Origin of the sequence: Nostoc sp. (genome assembly GCF_036918015.1) — a bacterium.
Lineage (GTDB): Bacteria > Cyanobacteriota > Cyanobacteriia > Cyanobacteriales > Nostocaceae > Nostoc.
The window spans coordinates 159712-180232 of sequence record NZ_JBALEO010000034.1 but is presented as its reverse complement, the minus strand read 5'-3'; the positions used below and the strand labels follow the sequence as shown (position 1 = coordinate 180232).

Annotated in this window: 16 protein-coding genes and 1 tRNA gene; 7 read left to right on the top strand and 10 right to left on the bottom strand. The window is 41.0% G+C overall.

The annotated features are described in order from the left end of the window. The first annotated feature begins 57 nt into the window (after positions 1-57). Entirely contained in the window at positions 58-1281 is a 1224-nt protein-coding gene (locus tag V7K61_RS08620) for a hypothetical protein (protein ID WP_335052723.1), read from the top strand. 50 nt (positions 1282-1331) lie between these two features. After that, a tRNA-Gly gene (locus V7K61_RS08615) sits at positions 1332-1402 on the top strand. Between the two features lie 261 nt (positions 1403-1663). Here the strand turns inward: V7K61_RS08615 and V7K61_RS08610 are convergent. Both V7K61_RS08610 and V7K61_RS08605 read right to left on the bottom strand, forming a co-directional pair. After that, a complete protein-coding gene (locus tag V7K61_RS08610; protein WP_322667036.1) occupies positions 1664-2710 on the bottom strand; it encodes an ABC transporter permease in 1047 nt (348 codons plus the stop codon). A 92-nt stretch (positions 2711-2802) separates the two neighbouring features. Further along, positions 2803-3321, bottom strand: a complete 519-nt coding sequence (locus V7K61_RS08605; protein WP_335052721.1) for an adenine phosphoribosyltransferase — start codon at positions 3319-3321, stop codon at positions 2803-2805. 428 nt (positions 3322-3749) lie between these two features. On the opposite strand from V7K61_RS08605, the gene V7K61_RS08600 reads away from it, so the two are divergent. Continuing rightward, positions 3750-4376 (top strand): DUF3038 domain-containing protein, encoded by a 627-nt coding sequence (locus V7K61_RS08600; RefSeq protein WP_094350233.1) that lies wholly within the window; start codon positions 3750-3752, stop codon positions 4374-4376. After that, positions 4373-5806, top strand: coding sequence for a DUF4335 domain-containing protein (locus tag V7K61_RS08595; protein ID WP_335052719.1), 1434 nt, complete (start codon positions 4373-4375; stop codon positions 5804-5806). The genes V7K61_RS08600 and V7K61_RS08595 overlap by 4 nt, the downstream gene beginning before the upstream one ends. A gap of 119 nt (positions 5807-5925) precedes the next feature. Here V7K61_RS08595 and V7K61_RS08590 read toward each other — a convergent pair whose 3' ends face one another. Both V7K61_RS08590 and dnaK read right to left on the bottom strand, forming a co-directional pair. Further along, positions 5926-6921, bottom strand: a complete 996-nt coding sequence (locus V7K61_RS08590; RefSeq protein ID WP_335052717.1) for a J domain-containing protein — start codon at positions 6919-6921, stop codon at positions 5926-5928. Positions 6922-7043: 122 nt separating this feature from the next. Next, entirely contained in the window at positions 7044-9125 is a 2082-nt protein-coding gene (dnaK, locus tag V7K61_RS08585) for a molecular chaperone DnaK (protein WP_335052715.1), read from the bottom strand. A gap of 318 nt (positions 9126-9443) precedes the next feature. Between dnaK and V7K61_RS08580 the strand changes: the two genes are divergently transcribed. After that, a complete protein-coding gene (locus V7K61_RS08580; RefSeq protein WP_335052713.1) occupies positions 9444-10292 on the top strand; it encodes a M28 family peptidase in 849 nt (282 codons plus the stop codon). Positions 10293-10468: 176 nt separating this feature from the next. Here V7K61_RS08580 and V7K61_RS08575 read toward each other — a convergent pair whose 3' ends face one another. From V7K61_RS08575 to V7K61_RS08550, 6 genes are all read right to left on the bottom strand, one after another. Further along, positions 10469-11383, bottom strand: coding sequence for a bestrophin family protein (locus V7K61_RS08575; RefSeq protein WP_335052711.1), 915 nt, complete (start codon positions 11381-11383; stop codon positions 10469-10471). A gap of 582 nt (positions 11384-11965) precedes the next feature. Further along, a complete protein-coding gene (locus tag V7K61_RS08570) occupies positions 11966-12373 on the bottom strand; it encodes a VOC family protein (protein WP_335052709.1) in 408 nt (135 codons plus the stop codon). Between the two features lie 790 nt (positions 12374-13163). Beyond that, on the bottom strand, positions 13164-14831 hold the full coding sequence (locus V7K61_RS08565) for a hypothetical protein (protein WP_335052706.1): 1668 nt from the start codon (positions 14829-14831) through the stop codon (positions 13164-13166). A 225-nt stretch (positions 14832-15056) separates the two neighbouring features. Continuing rightward, the gene (locus V7K61_RS08560) at positions 15057-15911 is read right to left on the bottom strand and encodes an SIMPL domain-containing protein (RefSeq protein WP_335052704.1); all 855 of its coding nucleotides are present in this window, start codon (positions 15909-15911) and stop codon (positions 15057-15059) included. Positions 15912-16108: 197 nt separating this feature from the next. Next, positions 16109-16483: a hypothetical protein gene (locus V7K61_RS08555; protein ID WP_334900225.1), complete on the bottom strand. Its 375-nt coding sequence runs from the start codon at positions 16481-16483 to the stop codon at positions 16109-16111. A gap of 507 nt (positions 16484-16990) precedes the next feature. Then, a complete protein-coding gene (locus tag V7K61_RS08550) occupies positions 16991-18079 on the bottom strand; it encodes an NAD(P)/FAD-dependent oxidoreductase (protein ID WP_335052702.1) in 1089 nt (362 codons plus the stop codon). A gap of 134 nt (positions 18080-18213) precedes the next feature. Here V7K61_RS08550 and V7K61_RS08545 point away from each other — a divergent pair, with 134 nt between their 5' ends. After that, a complete protein-coding gene (locus V7K61_RS08545; protein ID WP_335052700.1) occupies positions 18214-19056 on the top strand; it encodes a YaaW family protein in 843 nt (280 codons plus the stop codon). Beyond that, positions 19038-20495, top strand: coding sequence for an O-antigen ligase family protein (locus tag V7K61_RS08540; RefSeq protein WP_335052698.1), 1458 nt, complete (start codon positions 19038-19040; stop codon positions 20493-20495). Before V7K61_RS08545 ends, V7K61_RS08540 begins: the two co-directional genes overlap by 19 nt. The last annotated feature ends 26 nt before the right edge of the window (positions 20496-20521 follow it).

Genomic DNA, 20521 nt, shown 5'->3' with positions numbered 1-20521 from the left:
GTATTTTAAAGCATTACCAATGAGTAAAAGTGCATAATCATATCCAGTTTATATAATATGACACCATCGGTTGCAGACAAAACTCCAATTCCAACTAAGGTCTGGAGACGACACACCGATCCACCAGGTTTGTGGATTTTTGTCGTTGTCAGTTCAGTCTCTCTGCACTTGCTAGTGTTCTGGCTGATGCGCTCATCTAATGCATTTAGTCTGTGGTTTCCCCAGCAAAATCAATCTGCTGTTCCCATCGAATTGATAGAAATTGCTCCTAAAACAAAATCAACAGCCAAAATAGTTTCGTCAAAGCCACTATCCTCTACTCAAAAGTCTGTACCAGCACGTTCATCACAAACAGCACGAACTACGCCTAGAAATGAAGATTTTGGCGCAATAAATTCTCCTGAGAATCTCCAGAAAAAGAGCCGAATTTACGCCTCTCAACCTAATAATAGCGAACCTTCTAGACAGCAGATAGTCCCCACGCCAACACCGAAGCCTATAGCTAAAGCCACACCGACACCTACACCGACACCTAAAGTCACACCGAAGCCTATAGCTAAAGCCACAGCGACACCTAAAGCCACACCGACACCTATAGCTAAAGCCACACCGACACCTACAGTTCCAGTCGGTAATTTACCTTGGAAGCGTCGTCAAGAAATTAAACTGGGAAAGGGAACGCAACTACCAACAGGTATTCCATCAAATCGACCAGTTTCAGAACCTGAAAATAGAGAAACTCCAGCAACTTCGACTAGGGAAACTCCAGCAACTTCGACTAGGGAAACTCCAGCAACTTCGACTAGAGAAACTCCAGCAACTTCGACTAGAGAAACTCCCGCAACTTCAACTAGAGAAACCCCAGCAACTTCGACTGGAGGAGCATCGGTAGCAATAGTAGCTCCCTTATCTAGAGATGAAGTGATTAGCTTGATACAATCAAAAGGATTCCGACAAGATGCTTTACCTGACGTTATCGCTTTATACAAGGGAAGCAACACAAAACAATTAGACCCAAGTTTTCTTGTCCCCAATTCGGAACTTGAGCCAGCACAACTCTTGGCTAGCTTGATAATTGATCGGAATGGCAACTTTCAACAGGCTGTAGTTCTAGAAATAGAACCAGCAAAACTGAAAAGTGAAAAAAGTACATACGAGCAAGCCCTGAGCGAAGTTTTCAAAACAGAAACCTTTCTTGCTGCCCACAATAACGATGGCACAAAACCAGACTTGAGCAATTTGTATGTCAGGATCAAAATGCAACCCGCAAATTCCAACTGAATGCTTGAATTTTTACAGAAACCGTGTTAAGTTTATAGGGTTGGAAATTTGCGGGCGTAGTTTAGTGGTAAAACTATAGCCTTCCAAGCTATTAATGCGGGTTCGATTCCCGCCGCCCGCTTAGAAAAACTCTCAAATATGCCAGAGCAAGAAGTAAGTGTGAATCTTGGTAAAATAGCCAGTTGAAGAGCAATTCACAATTTTGCAGTTTGCAGAAATAGCTTGACACTAAGAGTAGGCAAATTCAATACGGTATGAGGAATCGGGAAGACTTTCTTCAACGACACGCACATCCTACCTATTTACCTACTTGTTGTTTGATAGTTGGCAGGAGTCTGGAAAACGCCCAATAAGTTTTGATTTTTGGAATTTAGAATTGCTGCTAATTTAGATTTTCTAGGCGAATGCGTGGATCGGCTGCTTTAAGCATCAAGTCGGCGATTAAATTGCCAACAATCAGCAGTACTGCGCCCATTATCAAGCTTGCCATTAATAAATATAAATCTTGAGCTTGTAAAGCCTGTAAAGCTAATCTCCCTAAACCAGGCCAGTTAAAGAAAAATTCGGCGATGAAGGCACCATTTAATAAACCAGCTAATTCAAAACCCAATAAGGTAATTAGGGGATTTATAGCGTTGCGGAGTGCATGAACGTAAATGACGCGGTTTTCTGGCAAACCTTTGGCACGAGCCGTTTGGATGTAGTCTTGACGCAGAACATCCAATAATTCGCCACGAGTGATGCGTTGCAAACCAGCAAAACTAGTAATTGAGAGTGCGATGGTGGGTAAAATCATGTGCCAGCCGATATCTAAGATTCTGCCAAACCACGACAGTTCTGAGTGATTGATGCTAGTCATGCTACCTACTGGGAACAGCGGCGAGGTGATTTGGGCTAAAACTAGCAGCGCTAAGGCAGTGATGAAACTGGGAAAGCCTTGTCCAGCGTAACTAATCACCTGTAAAATCCGGTCTGCTGGCTTATTTTGTTTAACAGCAGCAAAGATCCCTAGAGGGATGGCGATCGCCCATGTGACAATTAAAGATGCGATCGCTAATAGCAAAGTCGCTGGTACTCGTTCCCACAACAGCGATGCCACTGAACGTTGATAAATAAAACTCGTGCCAAAATCCCCTTTGGTCAAGATTCGCCATAGCCACAGCCCAAATTGCTCTGGCCAAGACTTATCTAGACCAAACTGCCGTTTGATTTCCTCAATTCTTTCTGGGGATATCTTCGGATTTTGCCGCAGCGTATCTACATAATCACCGGGAGCGAGTTGAATGATGAAAAACGACAACGCTGAGGCTAACAACAAAGTTAGCAGTGCCTGCAATAGCCGCTTTGCCACATAAACAAAAGTTTCGCTCGTGACTAGCCCGATTAGCCAATCCCGACCTGTCTCCAAGGAAATTTTCGTAGATGTCATTTATATTTTGTCCTTTGTCATTTGTCCTTTGTCATTTGTCATTTGTCCTTTGCCAGTTGTTTTTCTATTGACCAATGACCAATGACTAATGACTAATATTCAATTAAAGAGATAATCGGCACGTCCGGTAAATGTGTACGTCCTTGTAAATCCCGTAGCTCGATAATAAACCCAAATCCTACTAGTTCGCAGCCAATCTTCTGCACCAACTTTGCTGTGGCACTCGCAGTTCCACCTGTGGCAATCAAATCGTCCACAATCAAAACTCGGCTACCTTGGTGTAAAGCGTCTTGATGCACTTCTAGGCAGTCTGTACCATACTCTAATTCATATTCAATTGAGTGAACGGCTGCTGGTAACTTCCCTTTTTTACGGATGGGAATAAAACCAGCTCCTAATTTATAAGCCAGAGGTGAACCAAAAATGAATCCCCTCGACTCTATACCAATGACATAATCAACTGTTATTCCAGCTTCATGGCATTTTTGTGTTAAAAAGTCAATAGTATAGCGCAGTCCCTCTGGATCGCGCAGTAATGTAGTAATATCCCGAAATAAAATTCCGGGTTTCGGGAAATCTGGAATGTCACGAACGAGAGACTTTAAATCCATAAAATGGGGAATAAAGGAGTAGGGAATGGGGAATGGGGAAAGTTAGGAGTGAGGAGTGAGGAGTTATTAATTTAAATTCATAACTATCCCAGTCTCCAGTCTCCAATCTCCAATCCCTAATTTCAGATACCTGAAAAATCGTACACTATAATGTCATACGCTGGGGGTCGAGGCTGAAGTTTCGCCATTTATTGACGATAATTAGAATCTAAACCAAGCTATAAAAGGTATTTCACTAATAAATGGGGTGAATTTAGTTATGTTTTAAAATTTTGATTTCAATATAGGGAAAACTTTGAGTAGAAAGAGTTAAGTAATGTATATATCAGGTAGTCATGCTACTGCCACAAGTCTAAGGCTCAAGTCTTGGCTACCGATCTTAAATTTGTTTTATCTAGTCTGTTGGAAGCGCACAAGGTATTTATAGAATGAATGTTTCAGCAAGTTTAACGCCGTTCAACAGTCCAACCCAAGACTCACTGCCGATGATTCTGGACACTTTACCAGATCCTGCGATCGCTTCCAAAACCTGTCCTCGTAGAACTAGGCTGCAAATTGACCTGATTTTACTGGCAATTGAAGCTTTAGAACTTGGTGGTTCGGAAGCAATTCTGGCTTTTGCTCAAGAGTTGGATCTTAAAGGAATTGTTAAAGACAGGGTGAATTTATGGCGGATGCGTAGCTCTAACCCGCTACGAAGAGCGCATATGCGCCGTCCCTTAACTATTATGGAAGCAAAAGCTTTGGTGGTCATTGCTTGCTATATAGCACGGCGTTTAACTGTTGTCATCCGCCAGTTATTAATGATATGCCAACAAATGGAAGAAAAACAAATTCCATTAGAACAGAATTTGCGGCTATCTAATTACCTAGAGCGGTTTAGAGCGCATTTTAAAAGCCGGATGAATGCTCGACGTTCTGGTGTACTAGCATTAACTTCTGATGAAAAATTAGATGCGTTAGCAATAAATTTGTTAGGACAATTACTATTTTGTACTGGTACTGCTGGAATGCAGCGGTTCTGGATTAGTCTTTTTGACGGTGAAGTGGAATGAATATTCAACGTAAGTATAGTCTACCTAATTGTACTCTTCTTTTAGAAGGGTTAAGTGATGTCACTAGAGCTGCACAGTTCCAGGAAATGCGCCCAGAATTATCAATATTGGTAAATGCAGAATGCTATTTATCTGGTTACAATCAACCCCTAACTGGAGGGCGAGAATTTTTTGAAAGTTTGGTAAGGGCTGTTAGTGGTTACGCCCAAGAATTTCTGAGTACTGTGCCCAATCCGCAAGCACACAACCAGGAATCGGAGCTAGTAGAGTTTCAAAAAATTGACGGCAACCGCCACAGGTTAATCATACATTCAGAGAATGCTCCAGAGGGGTTCGATCACTCTAATAATTCTAAACGTCCGCCGATTGAAATAGATTTGAATACGGTGCAGTTGTTTGATTTAGTAGAAGCAGTGGATCAGTTTTTTGCTGATAGCCAGACTTTACCAGAATTATCCTTAGAACTACAACCAGTTACTAGACGCTATGGCGGTGCTAGTCAGGCTGTAATTAGGCAGGCTGTTCCTGCGGCTGTGGGAGTATCAAGTTTAGCAGTAGCAGCGATCGCATTTAACTTGATTCCACCTCCCCAAATTCGTCCACCGCAGCCTAAGCCAGATGAGCAAACTAGCTCTACAACAAAGAGCCTTAATCCTCCAGTATCAGCGGCTGCAACACCCATCGAGGCTGCAACACCGACAGCGACACCCACAACAGCTAATGAAAAGCCAGTAGTTAAAGATTTAGAAGCACTTTTAAATACAGTTCCAGAAATTACCGATCCATCCCAGCTGCGTGCATTGAATCGTCAAGTGTATAACCAAGTTCATCCAGCTTGGACTAAGCGTTCAGGATTGCAACAGGATTTGATCTATCGTTTGGGTGTAGCTGCGGATGGAGCGATCGTTGGTTATAAAGCGGTGAATAAAGAGGCCAATCAAGGAGTCGGGCAAACTCCTCTACCTAACCTACTTTACAATCCTGCTAACCGCGCTCCCATTTCTAATGAACCGATAGCCCAATTCCGAATAGTGTTTACTACAAATGGTGTGCTGCAAGTTAGCCCTTGGCGAGGATATGCTAAGACACCAGAGGTAGTTGGTGCAAAAATTACTGACTCTAATATCACTAAAGGTTTAAATAAAAAGCTTTATGATACAGTTCGTCAAACCTGGAGTGGCACTCCCACCTTTACGCGAGATTTGAAATATCGGGTAGCAGTCAACAAAGATGGTGTAATCGCTGACTATGAACCACTTAATCAAGTCGCCTTTGATTATTTCCGAGAAACACCTCTTCCTAAGATGTTTAACGCCATCTATGGTTCTAATGTAGCTGCTCCCAATGACAAAGAACCTCTAGCTCACTTCCAAGTGATATTCAAGCCTAACGGCAAGCTCGAAGTCACTCCTTGGAAGGGATATCAGTAATTGGGCATGGGGTATGGGGCAAGAGAATTAAGTTGCTATTCTCTGTGCCCTACTCTAAGCAATAACATACCTGACAATTTAATTTTCTAGGTATTAAATATAGATACACAACCTCATTCCTAACGTATTAAATCAGCACGGGGTTTAAAGGTTTCAATTTGCCGTAACTTTTCGTAAAGCTCCCGTTCTTCTTGACTAATATTTTTCGGTGTAACTATTTGAATTTCTACTAATTGATCGCCACGTTTACCGTCATCGTTAGGATAACCTTTATTACCTAGTCGAAATTTTTGACCAGACCTAACGCCGGGAGGGGTGGTCATTTTCACAGGGCCATCAAGAGTAGGTGCTTCTACCTGTCCTCCTAAAACTGCCTCGCTGGGAGTAACAGGTACTTGGCAGACGATATTTAAACCTTCTAGCTTAAATAATGGATGAGGTTCAACGGTAATTTTTAAGTATAAATCGCCACCACCAACGCCTTGGTTGCGCAAACGAATAGTTTGACCTGTTACCATCCCTGGAGGCATATTAACTTCTAGCGATCGCCCATCTTCCAAACGAATACGCTCATTACCACCTTGATAAGCCTTTTCTAATGGTAGAGTCAATCTGGCTTCTATATCTCGCCGGGTTGTGCGAGGTGGGGTGTTAACGGTGTAGGCAACTTTTGTTCTAGGGGAACGAAACGGATCGCTAGTATTGCCATTACTGGAGTTATTTGCCGCACTCTTATTTTTAACGCCGATAACTTGATTAATAAAGCTTTCAAAGTCGGAGAATTGACTAGGATCTACGTCCTGATTGCCGTTGCGATCGCTAGCACTACTTTGCCAAGTTTTCGCCTTTGGCGCTTGTTTGTTGCCTGCAAAGCCTTTTTGCTTCCAGTAGCGGCTAAACTGGTCGTACTGCGATCGCTTGGCTGGATCTGAAAGAACTTCATAAGCCTCGCCGATATCCTTAAATTTTTCCTCAGATTCTTTATTACCCGGATTGAGATCGGGGTGATATTGCCTGGCTAACCGCCGATAAACCTTTTTAATTTCCTCACCAGAGGCATCTTTAGATACTCCTAAAATCTCGTAGTAATCGCGAAAGTTCGGCAAATTTTGCATAGTTAGTTGTTTAAATTTTAGATTTTAGATTAATGATGAGTTAGGAGTTATGAGTTAGGAGTTATGAGTTATGAGTTGAAAGATTTAATTTTTAACTCCTCACTCCTAACTTCTAACTTTTCTTACAACCAATCATTGTCTTCTTCGTCATCCCAGTTATCTTGGTAGCTAGGACGAGATTTGCGTGGAGGACGGCTTTCATAAGAGGAAGAACGATTATCCCGGTTATAGTCTCTGCCATAGTCTTTGCCGTAATCTTTGCCATAGCCTTGGCTGTATGAGTCACGTTCTCGGTATGTATCTCTGGGAGATTCGCGTTCTCGTTCCTTATCGCCGCCAGTAAAGATGTCACGGATAGTACCAAACAAGTCGTCATCTTCATCTTCAGCATAAGTCTCGCGGACTTCGCGATTTAGCTCATAGAGAGCATCTTGCAAGTCGGCGTAGGCTTGATCGATACCGCGATCGCTATTTTCCTTCAGACTCTCCTTTAGTTGTCGGCAAATATTATCAATTCTTTGGCGGCGGTTTCGGGCAAACTGCATACCAAATTCCAGCGCTACTTCTCGGAGTTGTCTTTCTGCTTGGAAAATCAACGCCTCAGAACGAGTCCGTTTTTCTACTCTCTCTTTACGTTCGCGATCGACATCGGCATATTTTTGCGCGTCTTGAATCATCCGATTCACTTCCGACTCGTTCAAAGTGGAAGCGCCTTGAATGGTAATACTCTGTTCTCGCCCAGTGGTTCTATCTAAGGCTGTTACCTGTAAAATCCCATTAGCATCAATATCAAATGACACCTGAACTTGAGGAATTCCTCGTGGCGCTGGTGGGATGCCATACAGCTTGAACCGTCCTAAGGACTTGTTGTTTGCGGCCATTTCCCGTTCACCCTGAACTACGTGAATTTCCACAGTATTCTGGTTATTTTCAGACGTGGAAAAAATGTCAGAACGGCGAACTGGAATAGTGGTATTGCGGGGAATGAGTTTTTTCATCACGCCGCCGATGGTTTCCAATCCCATAGAAAGGGGTGTAACATCCAAAAGCAGCACATCTTTAAGTTCGCCTGCGAGAATTCCGGCTTGAATTGCTGCACCTACTCCCACGACTTCATCGGGATTGACATTTTCGTTAGGTTCTGTACCAATCAAATCCCGTACTAGCTGCTTCACCATTGGCATCCGTGTAGAACCGCCAACTAACACAACTTCTTCAATGTCTCTAGGTGAAAGTCCAGCATCTTTGAGGGCGCGTTTCACTGGTGTCCTTAAGCGTCCCACCAAATCACCGCACAAACCTTCAAACTGGGAACGAGTCAGACTAGTTTCCAGATGCTTGGGGCCATCTTCTGTAGCGGTGATGAAGGGTAAGTTAATATCGGTGACGCTGACAGCAGAAAGCTCAATTTTAGCCTTTTCCGCCGCTTCCATCAGACGTTGCAAAGCTTGGCGATCGCGTCTTAAGTCTACCTCTTCTGTTTCCAGAAATTGCTCTGCTAACCAATCTACGATTATTTTGTCAAAGTCATTCCCACCAAGTTGTGTATCTCCACTGGTGGCTTTGACTTCAAATATCCCGTCACCAACTTCTAAAATCGACACGTCAAAAGTGCCACCACCCAAGTCAAAGACTAAGATCGTTTCCGTGTCACCCCGATCCAATCCATAAGCCAAAGATGCCGCCGTCGGTTCATTCAGAATCCGCAGCACTTCTAAACCGGCAATTCTGCCAGCATCGCGGGTTGCCTGCCGTTGAGAATCATTAAAATAGGCGGGTACTGTAATCACTGCCCCGGTAACTGGTTCACCCAAATAGCGACTAGCATCGTCTGCCAATTTCTTCAGCACCATTGCCGAAATTTCTTCTGGGGCAAAATCTTTATTCATCCGAGGACAGGCAATTTTAATATTACCTACTTCGTCTTTGCGGATCGTGTAGGGCACACGCTTAGAATCTGCATTCAGTTCACCATACTTCCGCCCAATGAAGCGTTTAACTGCAAAAAAGGTATTTTGGGGATTGAGGACGGTTTGTCGCCGTGCCATTTGCCCAACTACTCTTTCACCTTCTTTGCTGAAGCCAACTACGGAGGGGGTTGTTCGCATTCCTTCTGCATTGGCAATCACCACCGGCTTGCCACCCTCCATAACGGCGACTACTGAGTTGGTTGTACCCAAGTCGATGCCGACTACCTTGCCCATGCGTTACTTTTCTCCTAAAGTGTCTTATATATTTATTATGATTGGGCGGAACTACCTCTAGCTTTGTGCTACAAGATAAAAATACCTCAATGTATAATACTCATCATTAAAGCAGTAAGCTAAGAAGTGCAGCTAGAGGAGATAGTTGCAAGACTAGGATAGCATTGAGACGGTTGGTGTGCCCAAGCAGCCTCAATTCTTGATATCCGCCTACTTCTGTTTTAGTTATCTGCAAATTGGTAAGTTAACCTTAATAACGCTTGCTCTGCTTTTTTGAGTGCCTGAAAATTCTCATATTATTGCTACTACTTAAAAGATTTGAATTTAACAGAGCGATTACAGACTTCCCTGAGTGCGATCGCGCGAGAACGCGATCCTTACATGGCAACGGCTGGGCACTTTTTTGTCCAAGAATACATCCGCCAGGAATTTTCCCAATGGGGGAGTGTGGAAATCCACACCTTTGAAGTCAGAGGTAAAACTTGCAATAACTTGATATTAAATTTACCATCCCAAGCTAAAAAGCAAAAAAAGGATTTACTACCAATTTTAATTGGCGCTCATTATGATGGGGTTCCGGGAACAGTTGCGGCTGATGATAATGCTACAGGTGTGGCAGTCTTGCTGGAATTAGCGAGAAAATTCGCTGCCCAAGCTGTCAGATATCCTTTAAGGCTGGTTGCTTTCGATATGGAAGAATACGGCTTACTGGGTAGTGCTGACTATGCAGCCCTGTTACATCAACAAAAGCAACAGCTACGCTTAATGATCTCCTTAGAGATGCTGGGCTATAAGGATTCTACACCTGGTTCCCAAAGTTACCCCCCTCCTCTGGAACGCTTCTATCCAGATACAGGTGATTTTATTGCTTTAATTGGCAACTTGCGGACATTGCCTGACTTAATTGGGATGAGCCGTAATATTCGCAAAGCTGGCGTATCTAGTCAATGGCTACCCGTGCCAAATCGAGGTTTAATAGTTCCCCAAACCAGACTTAGCGATCACGCACCATTCTGGGATTTGGGTTATCCGGCAATGATGGTGACAGATACGGCATTCTTGCGAAATCCACATTATCACAAAGCTAGTGATGCGATCGCTACTTTGGATTTAGATTTTCTGACTCGTGTATGTGAAGGTTTAGAGATGGCGATTCGGCGGTTGTGAAAGGATATTAGGAGAGGTTTATAGTTCGCCAAACCAGACTTAGCGATCACACCTCTTTTTTAGATGTGGTTTATGGGCAATCATGGGTACAGATACAGCATTTTTGCGGAATCTATATCATGCATAAACCGAGTGGATTGCCACTGGGGTTTCTTATTTCATTATTCTCAGCTTTTTCAATTGGTTATACTATCTTGCTGATGCGATCGCGCATTGGGAGTCAAAGTAATTAAATCGTCAATATTACGCTTCATTGTTTCACAAATTGCATCTAATGGTAAATCATTAGCGTCATAACCAAAGGGGTTTTCTATCTCTAAGCCAATCGCTTCAATGCCAAACAAAGTGAACCCAACCAAAGCAGAAACTAAACCTGTCCACCAACCGAGACTGTCTACTAGTTGAAATGGTAGCAAAAAGCAATATAGTATCAGTAATTGCTTCAAATGAATAGCATAAGCAAGCGGCATAGGCGTTTTTAAAATACGTTCGCAAGCACCTAAATTATCCACAAGACTATTCAATAATTCTTGCATTGATGTTAGTTGATAGCTATTCAGACAATTGCGATCGTACTGTTGCTGTAAATAATCTCCTATCCAAAAGGCAACCTCTATAGGAGGATTATTCATAATCTTCAGTTTTATGTACTTAGTAGATGGCATTAAGTCTTTTAACTCGCTATTAACAGCTTCTCCTCGCAAATGTAGTTTAGTTGTTACAGCAAAGGCTACCAATAAGTTTAATGCCGTGATTTTATTGTCTTTATCTTCTGGTGAAATTTCATCAACTGATACCCAAATTTGCCGAGCTAAATTTCGGACGTTATTTACTATAGAACCCCAGCATTTTCTCCCTTCCCAAAATCGCTCATAAGCAGTATTTGTACGAAAGACAAGTAACAAACCTAAAACAATACTAGGAATCACATTTACTAAAATGGGCTGGGATACAGGTTTTTCAAAATGGTGAAGCAGAGAAATTAAAAATCCGAAAGCTCCACACCATAAAATATGTTTGAAAATTGCTTTCATTACTGAACCTTTCGGTTGTAATACTGTGCGGAACCATTTTATTTTTTCGTTTATCATGTAGTCACCCTAATAAAATATTTATTGAACCGATATGTTCAATATTTTTTAGCTTAAAAACAAGCATTATAAAAGTAGCATAATTAGCAAAGAGATACTTGAAAAACTATTCTTGTTAAAAACATAATATACTGGCGACTATGTATTTTATTCTAGTTTCTGTTATGCAATTTAAAGTCCGTGTTAAATACTAGACCTCTTGCATAAATCAAAAACTAAGAAAGAACCCCACCCCGCCAAAGCTAGGCTTTGTCTCCCCTCCCGAAGAGCGGGGAGGGGTTGGGGTGGGGTGTTAGGGACTTTTGCAAGAGGTCTACTTATTATTACAACTGAAGCAAACATTATAAAAAATTCAACAACAATGCTAGTGCTGGCTACAACTAAGCGCCAATTATAAAGAGATGTAAATATTTTCCAGTGGCAGCATAAATTACGCATTTTATCCCGATAAATCTATGGAAGAAAAGGTATATTCCTATCGATAATGTTCATACAGCATTAGTCGGTATCATGTACCCTAGCAAATCAAAAAGTTCTAGTCTGTAAAAATCCTGCCCTGTACATTAAATGTCTAGACATAACTTATTTGGTTATGTCTTTTTTGTTGTCGTTAGTCTCAAAACGTTGAATTTCAATCAAATAACCATCAGGATCGCGGAAAAAGCAATGGTAAATGTTGTATTTTTCATTTAGTGTCGGTGGCTTTTCAAATTCGACGCCACGTTCTTTGAGATATTCAAACCATTCATCCACCTGCTGTGTTACTAGAGTAAAAATGACACTTGAGTGTTTGTTCGTTGGAGGAGTTGATTTTTCGCTTGCTTGACAAAATCCTAAGTATCCAGAACCACTAATAGTATAAATTCGGCAGGTTCCTTGGTCAAGCCATAACTCCAAACCTAGTTTTTGTTCGTAGAATTCTGTAGATGCATTGAGGTTATAGGTAGAAAGGAAGGTAATTTGCTGGTCTATTTGCGGATGAGTAGGCATAAAACACATTTGAGTATATACCCTAACGACATCGGGCGATCGCATAGGTAAAAATTGATTGATGTTAGAAACCTGTTACTGCTCCAGAATGCCTTAAGTGCATCTGGAGTTTCTTTTTGGAAAAAGCCATAAAAATTTTCCCAATCATCCTGATATGCCAAAACATGGCTGAATAAGGATGCATACTGAATTATCTATATTTAACACGGGCATCACTTATTGATGTACCCCTTCTACCAAACAACTCTCGCAAAACAGCCTCAGCTTATCTGGGGCTGTTTTGCGTTACTTCCCACAGAGAAGGAGTGCTAACGAGAATCCTCAAACACTTTTATCTACATTTGAGTGTATACCCGGATGACGTAGGATTTTCTCAGGGCGAAAATTTGGTATAGGTAAATGCGTATCTTTCCTGACTCCAGATTTGTCACAAACATTTCTGGAGTTTTTTCATGACTGGAGTTTGAAATCAGCAATTTAATCTAAACTCTAATGAATATTTTATTTTGATTATGAACACGTATGTACTACTAATTAACGATCAAACTGTGCCAGTTGCGTAAGTCTTGTGGAATTAATACCTAAATAGTATTAATTATATATGTATGAAGTTGGATGTAATTAAGAAAAAAATTAAGAAATCAAATTTATCTAATCACTCAAAAGCTTTACCAGTAAAGGTTTAAAGTAGGTACAACCGTGAAAGGTGATTGCGTGGTCGAAGTCAGCGCAATCACCCTTAGTTTACATATACCAGAACTTCAAATGAGTAACCTCAATTTCCCTTTTTTCAGTTAGTTGGTGAAGAAAATACAACCAATCTTTCAAATTCGAGCAATCGTCGCTGTTCGTTGGTTAAAAAAATGTACCCAGTGATATAATTATGTCCATTATAAAGTGGGTAAAATCTGCCGCCATTAGGCACAGTTTTATCAACTACTTGTAGGATTAAACTAAATAGCCTGCGAACATCGATAAAATCATCTTTAGACTCAAGCTTTGTACTATATGTTTTGCCATTAACTTTAAAAGAAACTTCAGCAGTTTGGTTATTTTTCCATTCAAATAAAATATCAGTTGGAGCAAAATTACCTCGTGAAACATTTGCAAATTTATGGATAAGCCGCTTATAACTATCTTCGCTAGAATTGGCTTCCAAATCAATAGTAGGAACAAAGGTATCAAAAACTTGCAATAATTGATAGTAGTTAGTAATATAACTTTGTCTAATGTTCTCTTTATTTACATTTATTTGTTGAGGTGTTAAGTGATTCAATAATCCAATTTTACCTAAAAATACAATAACTTCTTCTATCCGGTTTGTTGTTAATTCTTTCTCTTGTTCGTTAAAACTATTTAGATTAAAAATATATGATTTCTTTAAAAATAATTTAAATTGCTTGTTTGTAAGTGCAATAAATCCAAAAGTATTACTATTTTCTAGCGCTGATAAACCTATTAGTTGGTCACTAACAACTCCTATATCATAAAGTCGATACGACGAACCCATATCCCGCAGTATTTTATTAAATAAGAAAAAAAATTCTCTTCTATCAGCGATAGGTATAGAAAATTCGTTTTTGATAACTGGATATAAATTATATTGATATTTTCTCCTATTTGTATATATTGAAAACATCATTGGCTCATCAATAGAAAAGCTATCAATTTTAATGTTTGCTATGCCTGATTGATGCAGCATACTAACAATGCATTGATAAATTGTTGGTAAGTACTCATATAATTTTTTAGAGTAATCTTTGAAGTCAAAAATTACTGCATTATTAAAATACTTAAATAACTGAATATTACTAGCAATATTTTCTGCTTGGATATCTTGTATTAGTTTGGTATAACCATCAGCAGACAATATACTACTAGAACGCAAGGTTTTAAGGTGAGGTTCTAAATCCTTCAGTTGTAAATTCTCATAAACCCTCATTTGATTTTCAGCTTGCTGAAATAAATCGATATCCATTTTGATATAACTAGCTTTAACCTCTGTTTCTAGCCGTTGATAAACACGTTCGGTAATAACTCCCGACTGTTTGAGATCATGCAACAATTGGAGTAGTTCTAAGCGCATTTCCTCAGTTAACTCAGTGGGGGGTTCAAATACAATAGCAACTCTAAATAACTTAGGAAAATCAGGGCTAAGTCGGCGCTTTCTTGCCTCCTGTGCAAGTTCATCGAGCAACATCGAACGGCTAGGTATTTCACCTTCTGTCATTGAAAACTGTATCTGCTGGTACGTTTCTTCCGATATGAAGTTTAAGTTACGAAGGTTACGTGCTATGTCTGATATAGACACCATATTTTTAGAATTAGCATTATGGGATTGGGCAATTAGCTGATTAAGTGGAAATACTGTAAAAATAATTATTAATAAAACACTAAGCAACTGCTTAATAAACCACCACACTAGATAATTTTTTTTTGCATTAGCTACAGATTCCAAGTGTATGCAATGTTTACTAATACGTTTATAACCAAGTTTTATTATTACCATTTGTATTATATGGATTTTTATTTGATTACGTGAATAAATCAGTAATAGCAATATGAAGTAAATTAGAAGTGAGTCTGCACGTATCCTTATTGATTAGACTCAGAAGAAAATAGTTAAGCGATCGCACTTCCAATTTGGACTAAATCAAAGTGCGATCGCACTAAATATAAATGTTTATTTCGTTGTATACGTCACAAAAATATCCTTTTTCATTTCAACTTCTGCTGGGGCATCTGGATTATAAGCTGGTGATAATAAAAAACTAGCAAACGACGGTAAAGGAACTCCAGTTTTAGAACTACATGAGGGATAAAATAATGTGTAAAATGGCTCGGCGACAGAAGGTGTACTAAGTTTAACTTCCATCGCAGTTGCTAAAGCCTGAGCGCGGCTTTGGGCATCTTTCATCGCTGATTGATAAACTGAACTCTGCAAAGCCTGACAGTCATTTACTGCGTACTCAACACCCACACTCTTGACAGAAAGGTTTTCAATTTGGCTTGTGGACTTGTTCGCTGTAGCAACAATTTCCTGGACGCGATCGCGTGTTGGTTTTTCCAGTCTCACCAATATCTTGGCGTTATTTTCACTGGCATTAGGGTTAATTTGCACTTGAATTTTATCAGCCCTAATGCCTTTAGCAACTAAGCTATCCACTACAGGCTGAAGAGTTGCTTTCGTTGGGGATTTTTTGTTTGGTAAAGGTTCTGCTGCTGTTTTGTAATTAAACAGCAGAGTTGGTGAGGCAGCCCGGTCTTGTTGTTCCAACAAAGAGGGACTGCCGAACCCGGAGGGTGAGGATAGGCGGCGGGTTTCTGGTAGAGATGATGGTTGCGTTTGTAACTCATCATTGCTACTTCCACTACTGAATACCAACTCAATATCCGCTGTATCTGCTGGCACTCTCACAACCCCTTGACCGATTACCATTAATGAATGGCGATCGCTTGCGGGTGGGTAAAACAATTGGGCATTAGTGACTTTGGGTGTTAATGCCCCTACCCCAACAGTCACGGAAATACTTAGCATTAGAGCAGTTATTTTTCTCATATCCTGGGAATATCCTTTGAACTTAGTAATTGTCAAAGTTTACACCTCAAGAGGAATCTACTTAAAAAAATATTGAGCTAATCCCACGACTAAAGGCTATGGGATTAGCTCAAAAATTCAAAATTCACTGCGGGCGTTATGATATCTCAGCAGAAAGCCAAATCTAGTTAGAACTATTAACCAAACCAGTGAGAGGGTTCACAAGCTGGTTGAACTGTTTCACAAACACGATGGCTAATCCAATCTGACTTTTCTTGAACGATTAAACAAATGCCTTGGTGAATCAAATTCTGTAAATGTAGTTGCTGTTCTAAGGGTTTACGAGGCAACTTGTAATAAGCCAAGCTTCCTTGTTCAGCCTCCGCTGGAATCTGTTCATCAGACATGACGCTGTAAAAGGAGGGAATGCGGTTGAGGACGAAAGTAATTAGCTCTTGGCGTAAATCAGGAATCGCAAAGGCTTGTTGATATGGATGGGATGGATATGTATTCAAAATACTTTCAATTTCTCCCACTATTGATTGTTGTGTTAAATTGACTACCGTTTTCATGGTTTTTAAACTCCTTTTTTAATCAAGTCAATGCTTGGTGGAGAGAATAACTTTTTTAGATGGCAACGTCGTGATGACAATCAGTTAAAAATAATTCAACTTGCAGATGCAATCAACCCCGAAACTAGCCTCTTATCTTGGTACAATCTCAGACATTTGGCTTTGCTTATTTTAGTTAAAGTTTATACTGTCTCACAGCATGACTTATTAAAACAGCGCCCAATAAGCTGGTAATTTACCGACATTTTATATTTATAATCCTAATTATTTCAAATTTCTGCTTTTTTAGCAGAAATCTACATAAAACGCAGCATAAAGGCTAGGGGATCAAGATTAACAGCAATAAAACAACCTGAATTAGGAACAAGTTTTTCATGAAGTTAAGCTTTTTGGGTAATTGGCATCACTTTTTAGGTTCGCAGGAAAATTTGCTATTTCATCTAAAAAACTTATTTGTTGCACTTTGATTTAGTCAGTCAGAAAAATAGCGACTCACATAGTGCAGGATCAGTCTAGCGACAGATGAAATGATCGGGCAAAAACGTTTAAAAAGTTCACATTGTCGAAAGGTAAATGACGCAACTGATGATTAATTTCATCAGCCGCAGCTAATCCAGAAAGCATCGCACCTTCGACAAGATTGCCGCCACACCAATCACCACAGCAAACTAAAGGTGAGGGAGTTCCGGTAGACAAAAAAGCTTCGTGCCAAGGACGGCTAGGAAAGGCATAACGCCAACGATGTACTTGCATCCATTCAGGAGTATTCAGCCAAGGAAGGGACAGAGATTCAGCTGCTCGTTGCAACATATACTCTCCGGCAGGTTGTAAATCCTGTGATTCTAGATGACGTTGGGCAAAATCAGCGCTACTTTGCACCACAAAATGTGGTTGTTGAGGGTTAGGACGCTTGCTACTGTCCAAACCAATCCATGCTAAATCAGCATCATCCACAAAAGTTAGGGCTTTCCACTGAGGCAGGGGTTGGGATGTAGAAGGATATCCCGCGATCGCACTAATTGAAGGATAAAATTCTACAGAACGCAAGTTATCAAGAAAGGCTGCATCCAATACACTTTCACCCAAAGGTTCCAATAACATCACAGCTTGGGGTGCAGGAATAGCGACGACTATAGCTTTTGCAGTTAATTCTTCATTACTAGATTCGAGAGTCAAACGCCAGCTATTTTCGGGAGTTGGGGTAATAGCGATGACACGCTGATTCAGTAATATTTCTAAACCTGGGGCGAGAGATTTAGCGATCGCACTCATTCCCGCAGGTGCAACATAACGCGGACTGCGGTTTTTCGGTTCAGATAAAGGAACACCTGTTGTGAGTTCGTAAACCTCATCTGTCCAAACTTCCAGGATATGGCGATCGCGCAATATCTCCACAAAACGTTCTAATAATTCACCCTTTGGCTTCAGGTAACAAGCCCCATGATCCGCCAAAGTTCCATGCAAGCGGCGTGTAGCTAGTCTTCCTCCTAAACCACGCGACTTTTCCACCACTACCACCGAATATCCAGCTTGACTTAACTGCTGGGCACAGACTAAACCGGCAATTCCGGCACCAATCACTGCAATATCAGTCATGAGTCAATAGTCCTTAGTTAGTTATTGGTCATTAGTTATTGGTTATTATCAAAAAACAAAATTACTACTAATGACTGCTGAAAGCTAATAGTAGAATAAGGTACACGAAGCTGCACGGAAGGGAGGATGGGAAATTGGATGAAATGAGGGCGGCGCTAGAGTTAGCGACCGAAGAAGAATTGCAAGATTTAACGGCAATTCTATTTAGTCGTAAGTTCAATCCCTTAGACTATGTACACACACCCGAACCCATCGAAGTTCAAAGCCAAGACCGCAAAGCTTGGTTAGATGCACTAGAGGGTCGCTTTCGTTTTTTGGCGGCAGATGGGGTGACAGTATTACGGGGACGTACAGGGCAGGTAACTTACCGACAAGCGTTAGTTCAAGTATGTAAGTATCTAAAAATTCCCTATTCTAATCAGCTGGCAACTATTGATTTAGAAGCAGAAGTATTTTTGCATCTACTAGGACAGGTGTGGAAAAAATTACCGGAACAAGAAAAACAAAAATTGACTGTACAGGTGCAGCGTCAGCTGCTCAAATCAGAACTAAAACAACCCTTACCACTTTTATTACAACGTGACCCCTTGGGTTTACTTTTCAAAGGTGGTAGTGCCCTAGCGGTTACTTCTCTTCTCCAGCCACTTGTACTTAAGCAAATTGCCCGTCAATTTGCCATCCACTTTGCTACTTATGAAGTAGCCAAACAAGCGGCAATTACAGGCTCAGAGGCAGCTGCAACGCAATTTCAAAGTTATGTAACGATGCAAATGGCGCAACGGGGTATGACAGTAAGTGCAGCTCGTTATGGGGCAGCCCGCACGATGTTTGCCGTAATTGGCCCGATGATGTGGACTTGGTTTATTGCGGATTTAGGCTGGAGAGCGATCGCTACTAACTATGGTCGAATCATCCCTACTATCTTCGCCTTAGCTCAAATTCGCCTCACCCGTGAGGAATGTTGGGAGCCAGCTTGAACAAGGTTTTTGACTATTTCAAATCTCGTTGGCAATCTTCTTGGAACTACTCTCTATGGGCACTGTTAATCTTCCCATTGAGTCCTTTAGTGGGGGCTGTGACTTTAGGTTTTGTCTCATTAATAACTTGGCTGAAACAATCCCGCAAAATTAATCGCCGCCCCCTCAACTGGGGATTTGCCCTGTTGAGTGTATTACTGATCGTGAGTGCTGGCTTTGCCCAAGACAAAACAGCAGCTTTCCTCGGCTTATTTAATTTATTACCATTCTTTTTACTTTTCGCTGCCCATAGCGCTCTGATTCAAACATTTACCCAATTGCGGCAAATGGCTTGGGCTTTGGTAATTGGTTCCATGCCAGTAGCAATTATGGGCTTGGGACAATTATTTTTAGGCTGGAGTTTCAAGTTCGAGTTTGTGTGGGTTGTGTTTAGTTGGACAATCACACCAGGCGGAAACCCACCAGGTCGTATCGCTTCACTTTTCTTGCACGCTAACACCTTCGCAGCTTATCTAGTAATAGTTTTCATCCTTAGTCTAGGGTTGTGGATCGAACAATGGCGATTAGGGATGAGGTATTGGGGATTGAGCATAAGAGGCAGCACTTCGGCTACGCTCTGTTACCGAGGCGCAGCACTTCTCTACGAGACGCTGCGCGAACGGCTGCGCTCTGTTACCGAGGGGCAGAGGAGCAGAGGGGAAAGACTTACTGCGCCCCACTCTCCAGTTCCCTTTCTCTTCCTAACCGTGGCAGTGATTACGAATTTTATTACCTTAATTTTCACCAACTCGCGTAATGGGTGGGCGATCGCTATTTTTGCCTGTTTAGCTTATGCACTCTACCAAGGTTGGCGCATTCTTGTAGGTAGCGTTGCTGCGATCGTTTCTAGTATTCTTTTAGCGGCTTTTGCTCCCTCACCAGTCGCTCACATTTTTCGCTGGGTAGTTCCTGCCTTCTTTTGGGCTAGGTTAAATGACGATATGTATCCAGATAGACCAGTCGCTTTAATGCGAAAAACTCAGTGGGAGTTTGCTTGGTCTTTAGCTCAACAACATCCTTGGACTGGTTGGGGCTTACGCAGTTTTAGTACACTTTACAAAGCAAAGATGCAGATTCCCTTGGGTCATCCCCATAACTTGTTTTTAATGTTATCTGCTGAAACTGGTTTTCCCAGTACTTTTTTATTTTGTGGCTTACTAGCTTGGATTTTGATTATAAGTGTCCAACTACTGCAAAAGTCAAAATATATAAATACAGGAGACAAATTGATATTTTTCAGTTATCTTCTATCCTTTGTGGGGTGGATTTTATTGAATACAGTAGATGTAACCCTCTTTGATTTTCGTTTGAATGCGATTTCATGGCTAATTTTGGCTGCCATTTCTGGAGTAGTACATCGTTATCACGAAAAAGATAGGCTTGCATCTCATCAAAATTAGCTATTAGTTTTTCAGTGTATGCACTG